The organism is Gluconobacter sp. P1D12_c (assembly GCF_018812105.1).
In the GTDB taxonomy this organism is placed as follows: Bacteria; Pseudomonadota; Alphaproteobacteria; order Acetobacterales; family Acetobacteraceae; genus Gluconobacter; species Gluconobacter oxydans_A.
The window spans coordinates 101,638-117,141 of the sequence record NZ_JACSIQ010000001.1; the positions used below are offsets into that span (position 1 = coordinate 101,638).

Here is a 15,504-nt window from a genome sequence, read left to right on the forward strand (position 1 = left end):
GCTTTTCATAAAGCCGTTTTTCAACTTTTCCCTTGGCCTCATAGCCGTTCTTTCCTAAACCCTCGCCCTTCGCGAATTCGGGACGGGACCAGCCAAAATGACGACGCAACCTCTTAAAGCGCCAAAAATTCGCGTCGGCATCGACTTTGGAACGACCAATAGTGTCGTCGTCATCGCAGATGAACAGGGCAACACGCAGCCTGCCGTCTTCAACTTCATTGACAGCCCGTCTTCCGAAACCTGCCGCACCCTGCTCTGTCTCTGGATGGATCAGGAGGGCAATCGACGCGTTCTTCAGGATGCTATCGGGCTTGATGCCATTGAGGCCTATCTGGATGATCCGGCAGAAAGCCGCCTGATCATGTCCATGAAGACCTATCTGGCTCAGGGCTCGTTCCGCGAGACACGTGTTTTTGCCTCGACCATGACGCTTCAGAACCTGATCGCCCGGTTCCTGCGTTCCCTGATGGACAAGGCCGGCATTACACCAGAGCAGGTCAGCACAACGATCGGCAGGCCCGTGCGCTTTGCTGGTGAACTGGCCGATGACGATCTGGGTGTGAAGCGCCTGAAGGAAAGCTTTGTGGAGGCAGGTTTCGCTGAGCCGAACGTCGTGCTTGAGCCCGAAGGAGCTGGCTGGCGCTTCATGCAGCGACTGGATGCGCCAGCAACCGTGCTGGTAGGAGACTTCGGCGGCGGCACAAGCGATTTCTCTGTCATGCGCTTTGACCCCCATGGCACACCGCGCACCGTCACGCTGGGTCATTCCGGTGTCGGGATTGCAGGAGACCAGTTTGACTTCCGCATTATCGACAATGTCGTCGCACCCGCACTCGGTCGGGACACGACATATCGGGTGATGGGCGGGCAGCCTCTTCCCGTCCCTATTGAATGGTATGCGAGCCTCGGGCGCTGGCATCGCCTGTCCCTGATGCGGACCCCTCAAACCCTTCGCAGCATTGCAGACGTCGCCAAGACGGCCTCTGATCCGCAGAAGCTGCGAAATCTTCTGCGTCTGATTGAAGATCAGGAAGGCCAGAACCTGTATCGGGCGATTGGTCAGGCCAAAAGCGATCTCTCACGGCACGACAGCACGGTCCTGAAGTTCACCCACCGGGACCTGAAAATCGAGCAGACGATCACGCGTGCAGATTTCGAAAGCTGGATCAAACCCGATCTGGAAAAACTCGCAGCAGCCATCGACGATGCCCTGAACGTTACAGGCCTCGGCATTGACGATATCGATCACGTCTTCCTCACCGGCGGCACGTCTTTCGTTCCGGCTGTTCGGAAGCTATTCACGGATCGCTTTGGTGAAAGCCGGGTCGATGGCGGATCAGAATTCGTCTCTGTCGCTGAAGGTCTGGCCCTGATCGAAGTGGAAGCACGAGCCTCGGTCTGAATGTTCAGGCCGGGCTACTGGTCAGGCGATCTGGAGAAATGGGGCTCATCGCACGGGCAGAGACAACGGCCTCGCGGAATGTGCCTTCCACAGACAACTTGAAGGCCGTATCCGTATTTCCATAAGCCCGGGTCGTGAGACAGACACCTGAAGAGGTGAAAATTTCCACGACCGAACCATCTACGAAAATATCCAGCATATTGTGAGCGGCCAATGGCAAGGGTGCGGAATCTCCATTGGCCATCAATTCTTTTCCGGGCCGGTATGGATCGTAATCAAGCTCCAGAAATGACCCCTGCCCTCCGAATGTCAGGCGCCCGGCTTCAGTTCCGATGAAAGTCAGACGAATTCGGCCGTTCGGTCCATCTGGAGCGGCCCAGGTCGAGGGCGTGAGCTGGCGGAAATGCAGGCCTTCCAACGCCGTCAGATTGGGATGGGGTGCAAGACGCAGAGCGGCATCTCGGTCAGCCGTGAGAACCCGAGGCAAAGACATGACACCACTCCAGCCCGCTTCCATGGCCCCATGACTGCGCTCAGGCTTCTCAGGCACCCAGCCCCAGAGAACACGCCGCCCGTGCTCATCCAACATGGTCCGTCCGGCGTAGAACGAGCCATACCCAAGCGGCTGAATAATGCGCGGATGAAATGCGCCTTCGCTGTAAATGCCTGAAGCATAATAAACAGTGCTGCCCAGCGAGTAGATCAGGACCCAGCTATCGCCGAGCGCAAAAAAGTCTGGGCATTCCATGGCATCGTCGTAAGCGCCAGCCTGATGCGTGGGGCCATAGAAAAGAGTGCGATAGGTCCAGTCTTTTAGATTTTCGCTGTCGTATTTCAGAATGACGCCACCCGGACCAAACTTGGATTGCCGAACGTTGGCGCCGAGCAGCATGTGCCATCCCTCGTGATCCTTCCAGACCAGCGGATCGCGAAATCCATCAACATGCAGTCCTGGCGGGGGCTCAGACAGAACCGGCACGGGGTTCTGCTTCCAGTGCATCATCTGGAGATCAGATGTCGCCGTGCACTGCACGGATGGCTCAATCCCCGTGTAAAAAGCGATCGCCTGATCTTCAACGATCACAACGCAACCACTGAAAACTCCGAGGGCATCTGGTCCCCCGGGGACAGGGCTCATCGCAACGGGTTCGTGACGCCAGTGAACGAGATCAGGGCTGGTCGCATGGCCCCAGTGAATATTTCCAAACGCAGCTTTGTCCGGCCCCCACTGATAGAACATGTGATAGCGACCATTGACCCAGACCGGGCCGCAGGGATCGTTCATCCACCCATAAGGAGCAATCAGATGATATTGAGGGCGCAATCGATCCGCGGCCATCACGGCGGCTGACGGAAGACGATAAGGTCGCGCCTGACTCCTGTGCGTCAGCCCCAGAGCGAGCAAGGCCACTCCAGACCCAAGAACCATTCGCCTGGATGTATGGCTCATCTTCTCTCCTTCTCGTTCCGATTTCGTTACTATCGAATGAGAGGGGCTGCTCTGGCAATGACGGAAAAAATTTCCTTTGATCAGCGAATGGCTGCTGCAGGCGCACTCACGGCAGAGACCGTAATGGAGGCTTTCTCCACATGGCCAGTCTGCTGCACGCTTCGGCTTGAGAGTTCCTGCTGTCGTAAAGCGGCAGCGGTGTTCATGTCACCCTGTGCTTCAGCCGCCTGAGCAGCAACCAGCAGAGCACGCCGCATTCCCTCATAATCCTGCGCATCTCGTCTCTTCTGTGTCAGGGACATGGCCTGCTCCAGCGCAAGTGCTGGCGCATGATTCAGGAGTGCCAGACGCGCCGCCAGATCCTGATGATCCAGCATGGCAGCAGGGTCTTTTGAGGGAGCCAATAATGCTTCCATGCGGGCCAACTGCGCTGTGTCACCCTGATCTGCAGCCCCCAGACCAGCCAGATAAGCCGCACGATTGCGAATGCCCATATCAGGCGACTGAAGTGCCACGAGCGCTGACGACTCAGAACCCGTCAGATCATGCTGCCGATAGAGCGCTGCACTTCTGACAAGCTCCAGATCACTGGTCTGACTGTACTGACGCAGCTTCAGAGCTTTTCCGGTGCGATCGAGCGCGGTCAAAGCGTCGGCAGGCTTGTTTTCTTCCAGCAGGGCCGTCGCAAGATTGAAGCCCGCATCATGGATCTGGGCAGCATCATCCCGGATAAGGGCACGGTCCATCGCCGCACGGTACTGACTTTCAGACTGGTCTGGATGTCCAAGCTCAAAAGCGCTCCGCCCGGTGTCCATGGCGTTTTCATAAGCCTGATCCGGATCAGGCCCCTTCGTCACAGACGAGCAACTTGCCATGGCAAGACACAGCAGAATCATGCGCTTCATGGACGGACAGCCTCCGCTGGCAGACGATGACTGGGCGCTTTCTGCGCTGTACCACCCAGCAGCCATAGGCCCCTGAGCTGATCTGTCAGCTTGCGGAGGCTATTGGCACTCGCTTCCGCCTGCGTAATGAGTGCCGGGAGCTGGGCCGTTGCGGCGCTGGTATGGTTAATCGTTTCCTGCACCTGCGGCATGCTCTTGCGAAGAGTGTCCGTGGCCGATTTGGCATTATCCATCGTGCCATCAGCTTTCGTCATGACACCCCCAAGCTGCTTTTCGATCGGCTGAAGGCGGGCAATAACTTCTGTAAGATTTTCCAGCGCCTGATTGGCTTTCTGCAGGGTATCATCCTTCGAAAGAAGCCCCCCAACCGTGCCCTTGCCAGCCCGCATGTCCGTCAGCATGTCATTGACCTGCTTGGTAATGGCCTGAACGCTATCCATTGCAGGAACGAGCTTGTTTCTCAGGTCCGTAACCGTCTGGGTGATCACGTCTGCCGGGTTTGCCTCTACCGTTGCGTTCAGCACGGCATAGCCCCAGTCCATGTCTTCCCCACGGCCACGGCCTAACTCGATATAGCTGGCACCTGCCACCACGAAACGATGCCGGATCACCGCGGCACTATCCTGACGGATGAAGGGCACAAACTGTGGCTCGATGTAGCCCTCGGCATACATGCGGCCAGTGCTGTTCAAATCCAGATGGCGAATTTCACCGGCATGTACGCCCATGATCTCAATGTCGTCACCAATAGCCAGCCCAGCCACGCCGGTTTCCGGCAGGACAAAGTGAATCTTTTTCTCGGGTGTCAGCCACTGCTTGAGAAAGCCGGCTTCTGCCACCGCCACAGCAAAGAGGACGATGGTCACAAGGACCAGCAACCCCACCCATTCATCCGCATAGCGGTTCTGGAAAAGCGGGCGGGCAGTGTCAGGGCGGCGTACGCGAAACATCAAGACCCTCGCATCGAAAACAGTCCATCATCATACAGTCGGAGGCGAATGGTCGCATCCGCTTCATATGCCCCCCAGCCGCTGTCATTCGGGGCAAGCCAGACAACAGCACAGCCCCGGTCACGCGCATCCGTCAGCGCAGACAGAAAGGCATTCATGAGCGGAGGGTTGGCACTTCCCATCGGATTTTCCAGCAGAAGAAGTGCGGGCTCCCCCAGAAACGCACGCACGCAGTCCGCGCGGCAACGATCCAGAGGAGACAGTTTGCCCGGAGAAACGACTGGCAGACCAGGCAGGCCAAACTGCATTCCCAACTGCACGGCCTGTTGCATCAACCGTTCCTCGGGCACCCGAGTATGATGCAGTTGTGGCCAGAGAATGTTCATGTGAGTGCCATACAGGTCGATCCATCCGCCATTGGCCACCATCCGCCCGATCCGCCCCCGCAAAGCCGCAGCCCGGCGTTCATCCAGATCAGACCATTCAAGCCCCATGCAGCGGGCAATTCCGTCATCTAGGTCCACTAGCCCGACACACATATCGGCAAAGAGGCTGGCCTGCTGCATATCCCGACATTCAATCAGGGCGCAGTCACCCGGATTCAAACGCAGGTTATAACGGACAGAGGCCAGGCCACTGCCATCAAAGCGTGGACGAGCATCCAGCAACTCCAGAATAGGATCGAGGATGTTCAGTTCAGCAGACGGGACTGTCTTTTCGTCGGCCATATCAACCGAGCCAGACGCTGAGGACGACATTAATCGTCATGATGGACAGAATGCCACGCGCAAATCCTCGGGGCATCAGAGACGACAGATCGTCTTCAGTCGTGGCATCCATCCCGGACAGGCATGAGCACACACCCACCGCAAAGCCACTGAAAATGAATTTGGCCGGAATGGCGAAATAGTCGACCGGGTGCATACTGCTCACCACCTGATCCAGAAACGCCCAGACCGGCATGGTGATGACACCTTCAACACGGCACACAGCATAACCGACCAGCAATGCCGTCAAACTGAAGATGATGCCCAGCGTGAACCCACTGATGGTCATGGCGAGACTTCGCGGCAGCAGAAACGCCACGAACGGATCAATCCCCATGCCCGTCAGAACGCGCATCTGACCACCCGTCGTCAGGGTTCCCAGTTCCGTCAGCATCAACATCCCGGAACGCCCGAGAAGAATGACGCCAACCAGCACCGGAGCAATCTCCCGCACCATCACGGTAGACAGGATCGAGCCCGTCATCTGGGCCATCCCGGCAAAACCCAGCCAGTAAACGGCCTGCGCCACAATCCCGAACCCTGTCAGAGCGGCCGTCACCAACACACTCAAAAGACCACCGCCTGTGGCCTGCTGAAGGGAATGCCAGAATTCGATCCGCACAGTCCGGCGCCATGACGTCGGTGAGAGACCAACACGAATGACACCCCACGAGGCACCAATGACCATCAGGGTGAACCGCATCTGGGTCCGGGTAAAATGCCCCAGAGTGCCCAGAGCATTCTGCACGCGCGGAATACGATCGAAGCGGGTTTTCATCGCCGCCCTGCCAGAATGAAGCTGCGGGTCACACCGCTGTTTGGCAGATAGAACATGCCCCGGGCTCTGAAGAGGAAATGCTCCCGAAGCTGAAGATAGGCCTGTTCCGAAACCTGAATTGTCCCCGCATCCGGCGCGCTGGCGGCCAAAAGCTCAGCCACATTGATAGCCTCGCCCCACAGATTAAAGACGGACGGCTCCTTGCCGAGCATCGCCGCCATAACAGGGCCAACATCAATGCCCACGCGGAAGACCGGATCAATATCTACGGACGCCAGCAGTGACAGGCAGGCTTCACGGATGGACACCGCAGCATCTGCCAGACGCAGCACGGCACCCGGATCGGGCTCCTGCGAACATCCGCCAACCAGCACAAGACGGTTACTCACCACCTGAACAGAGAACAGCCCTGTTTCCCGGGCAATGCGTTGAATATCCTCACTGAGCGACGAGACAACTTTCATGGCGCGCTCGGCGCTGTGGCTATCCATTGCATAAGGATCAGCAAAGGAAATCACCATGACCGGCACCTGTGGGTAAATCCCACTTGGCACCACGCCGTCCTGAACACCCGAACCCGGTGGCAGGAGGAAGCCCTCATCGTAACGCGTGTCTTTTAGCTCATGCGACACGCTTGGACGCGCCCCAGCCTGCTGGTCGCCCTGATCCAGAGCTTGGGAAAACCGTAGTGCCACGACCGACGAAACAATCGCGACAACATGCTCCATCGCATCTGCTCTGGAGGGATCTTCCAGAACAATAACACCAACAGCCTGATGCCCACGCATAACCGGATGAAAGACGAGCGACTTGGCCTCGACGGATCGCATGATGATGCGCTGGAAATTCTGACTGCGCTCATCCTGACGCGCATCTTCAATGAAAAGGGAATGCCCTTCCATCAAAGCATCGAAAAGCTTGCTGTGCTCGCGTTTCGTAATCTCGATGCCCGTGCTGTGAACATCCCGCACGGGATCAAAAGCGTCTTCGCACAGTAGACGTTCTCCATCCGGCAGCAATCGCCAGAGGCTGGCACGGCGTGAGCCAGTCCGCGCTGCCAGAGCTTCGGTCAGGATCGGGACATCATGCGACGCTTCAAACAGATCCGGGGTACTGGCAATTTCATACAAAGAGGCATTTTCCGCGCGCATCTGCTCACGACCGACTTCAAGCCGTTTGCGCAGGCGTTCGATACGCCGCCCCTGTATGATCAACCCAAGCGCCAGCAAAGAGGCCAGCCCGACGACCAGTGCTGAAAACCAGAGGTTCTGACGACGCGCCGTAACGGCAAAGTCCGAGAAATCGTTTTCTGGCGCATTCAGCAACAGAACCCAGCGCCTGTGCACGAAGGGGAGCGTCGCGGCGATGGTCACGTAATTCTTGTTGCGCGCCGTCACGAGGCCCGGCCCAGGTCCTTTGACCCTGAAAGTATTCAGAGCCCGAATGAAAACAGGCTGCGTCTTCGGATCAAGCTGCATATGGGCGGGATCGAAGGACGGCTCCGCCCCATCCTCGCCCATATTATGCCCGGCGATGATCTGCCCCTTCATGTCCACGATCACCGCTCGACCGCTGCGGCCGACCTGAAGCTCGTTAAGAAAAGACGTCAGCCGGTTCAGGGAGATATTGGTAGCGAAAACCGCGTGGTGCCCATCCTTCATCGGGAAAGCAATGGACGCGGTGATGGTAAACTCGCGAGCCGCTAAATATGCGTAAGGGTTGGTCCAGTAGAGCGCTCCATCTCCCCGTCCAATCCTTTTGATGGCGCCCTGAAACCATGGACGCGCCGTGACATCATATTTATCAGCCGGATCAAATGCCGTGCCCAGATATGTGCCATTCTGGTCCACGTATGTGTGCCGATAGACTTCATGACCATTCTCGACCTGAAAATGGGTCTGCTCGTAGTCCTTGCCGTGTCGTGTCACCATCCAGAACTGGCCCTGATCACTGGCCAGATAAAAGCTGTCTACCTGGGGCGTATGAGCCAGCATGGAACGGCCATAGAGCATGAACGAGTCTGGTGACGTATCCGTCAGCGGTGAACCAAACATGTCCGGGGCAATGCTTGCACTGTCAGATGCCGGAGACAGATAATTCCGGACCTCTTCCGTCACATACTTCTGCTGGCTGCGCAGCAAGTCCGAGGAAAGCGCAATCGCGCCCTGACGGGTGGTCCGATAGTTGTGCAGACTGATCGCAATAATGGCGGCAATGACCAGCAGCACACCAACAATAGGCCCAAGAAACTGCAGAACCTTTTGCCGGCTACTGGCTGGGCTACGTGTCGGATCAACAATCTCGGCAGCTGACAAGGGCGTGTTACTCCGGAAGCACGGATAGTCTGATGGTATTTCTGACAGGCTTTGACATGCCAATATCTCCTGCCGATTAATCTACCGCAACCCATACGATACTGAACGAACGCTCGAACCAGCAGGTTTTTTGCCTGCTTCCAATAAACTTTCGTCAATTCTTGCTCTGTACAAAGAGACAGCTTAATCCGTATCGTACAAGTCCTCTTTTATTCGTCTTCAGTCGGCAGCATATCATACTGCCCCGCCTTTCATTCACGCATGCCCCGGTGCCTCCCATGATTGAACTGCTCCCCCACCGCTCTGTTCTGACTTTTTCAGGCGCTGACAGAGCGTCGTTCCTGCAAGGGCTGATCACGAATGACGTTCAGTCCCTCTCACCTGGTAACGCGGTCTGGAGCGCCCTTCTGACGCCGCAGGGCAGATGGCTAAGCGAGTTTTTTCTCTTCAGCGATGGCGATCATATTCTGATGGACTGCCCATCAGAGCATGCAGAAATGCTGGTCAAAAAGCTCTCACGCTTCCGTTTGCGTGCAGACGTCAAAATTGAACTGACAGCACTGCATGTCATTGTTGGTGCCACTGAGACGATACCACCTGAAGCGCTCTGCTCCGCGACAGACCCACGCTGCGAGAGCGCCGGGTGGCGAGCGATTGTCTCCCAGCCACCTGTCGAAACCACACAGGGCCATGACTGGCTGGACCGACGCCTCACTCTTGGCCTTCCCGACACGGACGACTTCGAGAGCGAAAAAACGCTCGCCCTGGAAGCCAATCTGGACCTGCTGCACGGCGTGTCATGGAAAAAAGGCTGCTACATGGGGCAGGAGTTGACCGCTCGCACCCATTATCGTGGTCTTCTCCGCCGCCGCATCCTGCCAGTCACGGTGAAAGACGGCACTTTTCCGGAAACAGGCGGCATTCTCACGATGGGTGACAAAGAGGTCGGTGAATTGCGCTCGCGCCATGGATCGCACGCCCTGGCCCTCTTGCGGCGTGAGGCGTGGCTGTCGCCAGACCTTGCTTTTGAGGGCAAACCAGTCTCCGTTGTGTGGCCTGACTGGTTCCCTCTGGAGATGCGTTCGTGACCTATACCCCGCCTGCCCCCGCCATCGTCGATGACATCGTCAGCCAGACGAAGTTCGATGCGAATGGTCTGATTTCCGCCATCGCGCAGGACACGAAAGGCATCATTCTCATGCTTGCGTGGATGAATGCGGATGCTCTGCGGGAAACACTTTTGACGGGACGTGTATGTTACTGGTCCAGGAGCCGACAGTCTCTCTGGCGCAAAGGCGAAACGTCAGGCCAGCAGCAGCATCTTATTGAAGCCCGGCTGGACTGTGACATGGATGCCGTGCTGATGATTGTGGATCAGACTGGTGTCGCCTGCCACACCGGGCGTCGCAGCTGTTTTTATCATGGCGTCACACCAGACGGGCTGCGCGACACCGCACAGCCCGAAATCAGCACCAAAGAACTATACGGTCACTGACTGACGTTAACCGGCACCTCCGCTCCCGGCAGCGGCCAACCCGGCATCATGAACGTTGCCGGGCAGTTGTCCTGCACCTGCGGGGATGAGAGATAAGCGCCACTCCCCGGGAAGACTGAAAGCTTCTTCGGGTCCAGAGTGAACCAGAACTGCGTCAGGACAACCCGACCCTCGTGGTCCGCCTCACACTGAAACTGAAGCGCTCTTTCCTCCCGAACGCCCGTGAGTTGCACGAATATCGACAGCAGATCGTCTTTCCTCACCTGGAAGCCGCTATGCTGTGCGAGCCACTGTCCATAAGCTGAAGACGCAAAACGATCCCGCAGGATCATGGACGTAACGAAGAACTTGTCAGCGTCATATCCGAAACAGCGGGCATGCTTGGTATATTCATGCACATGCAGCGGGTGCTTGAGATGTGGCACCACGCTTGCCAGCGCATTCTCAGTGGCAGGCTGAAGCTTTGGCGGCGCGTCGTCATGGTCATAAATATCGCACCCCTTCATCCACCACTGCTGCACGGGCACTGCCTGCGCTTCCAGGGCATGCGGCTCGGATGCCCAGAGCCCATGTAGCCCGATCAGATGGTTATGCGGTTGCCCTGTGAGGCATCCTCCGCCCGTTGCACAAAAGCCGGGCTGCCAGGTCAGGGCCAGTGTATCGTGGCTGAAATCCGCATGCGTGACAGGGGTCAAGGCTGGCCCAACAGGAGCCTGCGACGAGACGCAGCCCCCCAGAACAAGCAGGGCGGCGACTACAAAACGTCTCATGCCTTTAGTCCTTTGGCGTGATGGCTCAGATGATCAGCAATGACGGTCTGGATAAACCAATAGGAATGGTCACTGTTGTCATGTCGGCGCATTTCCAGCGCTTGCCCACATTCTTTTGCGGCTTCGACAAGCGCGTCCGGACGCAGGTCTGCGAGATACTGATCCTGAAGCCCCTGATCCACGAGAATTGACGTTGGATGCTTATGCCCGCTCCGCAGTAAAAGCGTGGGATCACATTCCTTCCACTTCGCAGGGTCTCCGCCGAAATAGGCATCAAAGGCTTTTCGGCCCCACGGAATAACGCTGGGATGACAGATGGGCGCGAGGGCTGAAACTGTTTTCCAGAATTCGGGATGGTTTAGGGCCTGATTGAGAGCTCCCATGCCGCCCATGGAATGGCCCATGATCCCGCGTCGATTTCCATCCAGCGGAAACAGGCTTTCGGTCAGAGCGGGAAGCTCCTTCCGGATATAGCTCTCCATCCGGTAATGGGCACTCCATGGCGCGTGCGTCGCATCCACGTAGAACCCAGCCCCGGTTCCTAAGTCATATTCATCATCTTCACCGGCTGTTCCGGTGTTCCGGGGAGACGTATCAGGCGCCACAAGCGCAATGCCGTGTTCCGCAGCGAAACGAACGGCATTGGACTTGATGAGAAAAGTCTCGTGCGTACAGGTCAGACCGCCGAGAACATGAATAACCGGAACCTTTTCTCCCACCAGAGCCTCTCTGGGCAGAAAAATCCCAAAAGTTGCAGGCACGCCCAGCTCAGCCGACTGATGCCTCAGAAAACGGACAGACCCGCCACAACAGGCATGCTGCCCCAGCGTCTCAACATCAGTCATGCTCAATACTCCACGACGCTGCGGATGCTCTCGCCGCGCGTCATGAGGTCAAAACCGTGATTGATTTCGGAGAGCTTGAGTTTGTGGGTGATGAGGGAATCAATGTCGATCCGTCCCTCCATGTACCAGTCCACAATCTTGGGAACATCCGTGCGGCCCCTCGCCCCACCGAAGGCTGAACCAATCCAGCGGCGACCCGTCACAAGCTGGAATGGGCGCGTGCTGATTTCCTGCCCTGCCCCGGCCACCCCGATCACGCAAGACACACCCCAGCCACGATGAGCACTTTCCAGAGCCTGCCGCATAAGGGTGACATTCCCCACACATTCGAAAGTGTAGTCTGCGCCGCCGCCGGTCATCTCAACCAGATGCCCCACCAGATCACCGTTCGGGCCCAGGTCCTTGGGATTAACGAAGTCCGTCATGCCGAACTCGCGGGCCATCTGCTCCCGGGCCGGATTGACGTCAATACCGATGATGCGTGTCGCCCCGACCATCTTGGCGCCCTGAATGACATTCAGGCCAATCCCGCCAAGCCCAAACACGGCGACAGTCGATCCCGGCTCCACCTTGGCCGTAAACATGACTGCCCCGAGGCCAGTCGTGACACCGCAACCGATGTAGCAGACCTTGTCGAACGGAGCATCAGGACGGATTTTCGCAAGGGAAATTTCCGGAAGAACCGTAAAATTCGCGAAGGTCGAGCACCCCATATAGTGATGGATTGGCTGGCCCTTGTATGAAAACCGGGATGTCCCATCCGGCATGACGCCCTTGCCCTGTGTGGAGCGGATGGACGTACACAGATTGGTCTTGCGAGACAGGCAGGACGGGCACTCACGGCATTCCGGCGTGTAAAGCGGTATGACGTGGTCTCCCGGCTTCAGATGTTTGACGCCCGGCCCCACTTCCCGAACGATACCCGCGCCCTCGTGCCCGAGAATGGCCGGAAAGAGGCCCTCAGGGTCTTGACCGGAGAGCGTGTACTTGTCCGTGTGACACAGACCAGTCGCCTTGATCTCGACCAGAACTTCACCCGTTTTCGGGCCTTCAAGCTGCACGGTGTCAATTTCAAGAGGCTTTCCGGCCTCAAAGGCAATCGCGGCGATGACATCCATCTGAACTGGCTCCCTGATATATGTGTACAAAGTGTCTCATGAGGGAAACGGGACGCAAGAGCCGCGTTACGCTTTACACTCTTCTCATGCCCTGACACTTGACGCTCGAAAGGTTTCTTTTCCGGTTCGAGTGGCAAAAGAGTGCAAGAGAGTGGACATCTTTTGGTGTTGGCCGGTCACACTTTTCACGGTTAGTTTCACCGGCCATACCGTTTTCAGGCAAGGAGCACAGGCTTGATCGTCAATCGCCAACACGGGCTAGCCATTCTTTTCAGAGAGTCCTTGCCACCTCTTCTGATTCTGGCGCTCTGGGACCTCGTGGTCGTCATTCTCTTCCAGATCTATCATCAGGAGTGGATGGACCAGCCAGCGCTGCCCATTTCTCTCATGGGCTCCGCACTGGCCATTTTCCTGGGCATGCGAAACAACGCGGCCTATGCCCGGTGGTGGGAAGGACGAACCCTCTGGGGCTCCATCACGAACAACTGCCGGTCGTTTGGCCGTGAGGCTGCATCCCTGCTCGGCGGCCGGCCTGACCTGGCCAGATTGATGGCGGCCTACCCGCACGTCCTGCGCGCAGCTCTGCGCGGCGACAAGACCGGCGAGGAAGTAGATCGCCTCCTTCCATCCGATATCCGTGAAAAAGTCTTCGCCTGCTCCAACACGGCAAACGCCCTGCTTTACGAAATTGGTCTTGGTGTGCAGCAGGAAGTAGCTCTCAAGAATATCGACGGCGCCGTCCATGGTACCGTGGATCGCATCCTATCCGATATCGCCAATGCTCAGGGCGGCCTTGAGCGTATCCGCAACACGCCGCTCCCTGTGCAGTATTCGGTCATTCCAGAAATCGCGACGCATCTTTTCTGCATCATTCTACCGCTCTCTGCCGTGCAGACCCTGGGATGGATTACGCCGCTTGGTTCCAGTGTCATCGGGCTTCTGTTCCAGATGCTGGATCGCAGTGGCCGTGACCTGCAGGAACCGTTTATTGCCAGCGTTCATGCCCTCCCGATGCACACGATGGCGCGGACCATCGAGCGTGACCTGCTTCAGCCGATTGGAGAGCCTGCTCCGGGCGTCATTCAGTCCAAGCACGGCGTTCAGCCCTGATCGGACATGATAATGCAGGACAGGACGGGGTTTTTCTGGTACCATTCGTGACTATGAACACCTTCAAGACCCCCCCGAAGGGCGGCATGACCGACGAAATGGCTCGTGCCGCAGCCAAGTACACCGCCCGTCAAACCGACCCTGAACACGGCACTGACCCGTTCAGCGAAGGTGACTCCATCGTCTATGCCGCCCATGGCGTAGGCCGCGTGGAAAAGATTGGTATGGTCGAAGTGGCCGATACCATGATCGAGATGATCCAGATCTCGTTCCCCGGCAATCAGATGATGCTCCGCATTCCGCTTGCGAAGGCCCGTAAGGCTGGTCTCCGCAAGATCGTGACGCGGGATATCGTGGACAAGGCGATGACGGTCATCAAGGGCAAGCCGCATGTCAGCAAAGGCATGTGGGCCCGCCGTGCTGTCGCCTATCAGGAAAAGATCAACTCCGGTGATCTGATCCAGATTGCGGAAGTTCTTCGTGACCTGCGTCGTAACGTCGACAGCCTTGATGGCAGCTTCTCCGAGCGTAAGCTTTTCGAAGCTGCACAGGAGCGCTTTGTTGCGGAAGTTGCCGTTCTCGAAAATACGGACCCCGCAACGGTCCTCGAGAGCCTGACCAAGACCATGAAGGCCGCCTGAGCCTTCCAGAATTCTGTGATGTTTTCGCTTAATTACGAAAACATCACAGTTTGAAAAGCATCCTTCAGGCCGCTTCCGCGTTGGCGACACGGAAGGCCGCTCCCGGATGCCCTATCCCATCTTTAAATCACTGACGTTCAAGGAGAGGTGAGGACCTATGCCCGCCCCTTACAGCAATCGTTTCGCCGGCAAGAAAGTACTCGTTACGGGTGCGTCCCAAGGTATTGGTGAGGCAACAGCCTTACGCTTTGCAGAAGAAGGCGCTCAGGTTGCGCTGAATGGCCGCAAGGAAGACAAGCTGATTGCTGTCCGCGACAAGCTTCCAAAGGTTTCTGGCGGTGAACACCCGATCGCCACGGGTGACATCTCCAAGGAAGAAGACGTCCGCCGCCTGATGCGCGAAAGCATTGAGGCCATGGGTGGACTGGATGTGCTGGTTTGCAATGCAGGCTATCAGATCCCTTCCCCGTCTGAAGACATCAAGCTGGAAGACTTTGAAGGCGTGATGGCCGTCAATGTGACGGGCGTGATGCTGCCCTGCCGCGAAGCCATCAAGTACTGGCTCGAAAACGGCATTCAGGGCGCGATCATCGTGAACTCCTCTGTGCACCAGATCATCCCGAAGCCTCATTATCTCGGTTATTCCGCCTCCAAGGGCGCCGTGGGCAACATCGTCCGCACGCTGGCTCTGGAATATGCAAGCCGTGGCATCCGCGTGAATGCAGTCGCACCAGGTGCAATCGTGACGCCGATCAACATGTCCTGGGTCAACGATCCAGAGCAGTACAAGAACGTGGCTGACCACATTCCGATGAAGCGCCCGGGCGAAGGACGTGAGATCGCGGATGCCGTCACATTCCTGGCCGCCGAAGACAGCACTTACATCACGGGTCAAACCCTCTTTGTTGATGGCGGCCTGACGTTGTATGGTGACTTTGAAAAGAACTGGTCCTCGTAA

The 15,504-nt window shown here is 57.3% G+C and carries 15 protein-coding genes; 6 read left to right on the top strand and 9 right to left on the bottom strand.

The genetic code is table 11. From position 1 onward, the window contains the following. Positions 1 to 97 precede the first annotated feature (97 nt). On the top strand, positions 98 to 1,402 hold the full coding sequence (locus KP705_RS00465) for an Hsp70 family protein (protein ID WP_046899551.1): 1,305 nt from the start codon (positions 98 to 100) through the stop codon (positions 1,400 to 1,402). 4 nt (positions 1,403 to 1,406) lie between these two features. On the opposite strand, the gene KP705_RS00470 is transcribed toward KP705_RS00465, so the two are convergent. The 6 genes from KP705_RS00470 to KP705_RS00495 form a co-directional block, all read right to left on the bottom strand. Further along, positions 1,407 to 2,852 (bottom strand): glycoside hydrolase family 32 protein, encoded by a 1,446-nt coding sequence (locus KP705_RS00470; RefSeq protein WP_046899552.1) that lies wholly within the window; start codon positions 2,850 to 2,852, stop codon positions 1,407 to 1,409. Between the two features lie 80 nt (positions 2,853 to 2,932). Next, positions 2,933 to 3,757 carry a hypothetical protein gene (locus KP705_RS00475; RefSeq protein WP_046899553.1) on the bottom strand — a complete coding sequence of 275 codons (825 nt, stop codon included), beginning with the start codon at positions 3,755 to 3,757 and terminating at the stop codon, positions 2,933 to 2,935. Next, positions 3,754 to 4,707 (bottom strand): MlaD family protein, encoded by a 954-nt coding sequence (locus KP705_RS00480; RefSeq protein WP_203549239.1) that lies wholly within the window; start codon positions 4,705 to 4,707, stop codon positions 3,754 to 3,756. The genes KP705_RS00475 and KP705_RS00480 overlap by 4 nt, the downstream gene beginning before the upstream one ends. After that, entirely contained in the window at positions 4,707 to 5,435 is a 729-nt protein-coding gene (locus KP705_RS00485; RefSeq protein WP_215763811.1) for an ABC transporter ATP-binding protein, read from the bottom strand. The genes KP705_RS00480 and KP705_RS00485 overlap by 1 nt, the downstream gene beginning before the upstream one ends. A gap of 1 nt (position 5,436) precedes the next feature. Continuing rightward, the gene (locus KP705_RS00490) at positions 5,437 to 6,252 is read right to left on the bottom strand and encodes an ABC transporter permease (protein WP_046899556.1); all 816 of its coding nucleotides are present in this window, start codon (positions 6,250 to 6,252) and stop codon (positions 5,437 to 5,439) included. Then, positions 6,249 to 8,567 carry an adenylate/guanylate cyclase domain-containing protein gene (locus KP705_RS00495; protein ID WP_215763812.1) on the bottom strand — a complete coding sequence of 773 codons (2,319 nt, stop codon included), beginning with the start codon at positions 8,565 to 8,567 and terminating at the stop codon, positions 6,249 to 6,251. Before KP705_RS00495 ends, KP705_RS00490 begins: the two co-directional genes overlap by 4 nt. 278 nt (positions 8,568 to 8,845) lie before the next feature. Between KP705_RS00495 and KP705_RS00500 the strand changes: the two genes are divergently transcribed. Next, positions 8,846 to 9,655 (top strand): folate-binding protein YgfZ, encoded by an 810-nt coding sequence (locus KP705_RS00500; RefSeq protein WP_215763813.1) that lies wholly within the window; start codon positions 8,846 to 8,848, stop codon positions 9,653 to 9,655. Beyond that, positions 9,652 to 10,062, top strand: a complete 411-nt coding sequence (gene hisI, locus KP705_RS00505; protein WP_215763814.1) for a phosphoribosyl-AMP cyclohydrolase — start codon at positions 9,652 to 9,654, stop codon at positions 10,060 to 10,062. The genes KP705_RS00500 and hisI overlap by 4 nt, the downstream gene beginning before the upstream one ends. Here the strand turns inward: hisI and KP705_RS00510 are convergent. From KP705_RS00510 to KP705_RS00520, 3 genes are read right to left on the bottom strand one after another with little or no spacing between them, the layout of a single operon-like run. Continuing rightward, on the bottom strand, positions 10,056 to 10,832 hold the full coding sequence (locus tag KP705_RS00510; protein ID WP_215763815.1) for a ribonuclease T2 family protein: 777 nt from the start codon (positions 10,830 to 10,832) through the stop codon (positions 10,056 to 10,058). The genes hisI and KP705_RS00510 overlap by 7 nt on opposite strands. Continuing rightward, positions 10,829 to 11,677 (bottom strand): S-formylglutathione hydrolase, encoded by an 849-nt coding sequence (fghA, locus tag KP705_RS00515; protein WP_046899561.1) that lies wholly within the window; start codon positions 11,675 to 11,677, stop codon positions 10,829 to 10,831. Before fghA ends, KP705_RS00510 begins: the two co-directional genes overlap by 4 nt. A 2-nt stretch (positions 11,678 to 11,679) precedes the next feature. After that, positions 11,680 to 12,795: an S-(hydroxymethyl)glutathione dehydrogenase/class III alcohol dehydrogenase gene (locus tag KP705_RS00520; protein ID WP_046899562.1), complete on the bottom strand. Its 1,116-nt coding sequence runs from the start codon at positions 12,793 to 12,795 to the stop codon at positions 11,680 to 11,682. Positions 12,796 to 13,029: 234 nt separating this feature from the next. On the opposite strand from KP705_RS00520, the gene KP705_RS00525 reads away from it, so the two are divergent. The 3 genes from KP705_RS00525 to KP705_RS00535 all read left to right on the top strand — a co-directional run bounded on the left by KP705_RS00525 (position 13,030) and on the right by KP705_RS00535 (position 15,504). Further along, a complete protein-coding gene (locus tag KP705_RS00525) occupies positions 13,030 to 13,905 on the top strand; it encodes a bestrophin family protein (RefSeq protein ID WP_046899563.1) in 876 nt (291 codons plus the stop codon). A gap of 53 nt (positions 13,906 to 13,958) precedes the next feature. Beyond that, positions 13,959 to 14,546 (top strand): CarD family transcriptional regulator, encoded by a 588-nt coding sequence (locus KP705_RS00530; RefSeq protein WP_046899564.1) that lies wholly within the window; start codon positions 13,959 to 13,961, stop codon positions 14,544 to 14,546. Positions 14,547 to 14,703: 157 nt separating this feature from the next. Beyond that, positions 14,704 to 15,504: an SDR family NAD(P)-dependent oxidoreductase gene (locus KP705_RS00535; RefSeq protein ID WP_215763816.1), complete on the top strand. Its 801-nt coding sequence runs from the start codon at positions 14,704 to 14,706 to the stop codon at positions 15,502 to 15,504.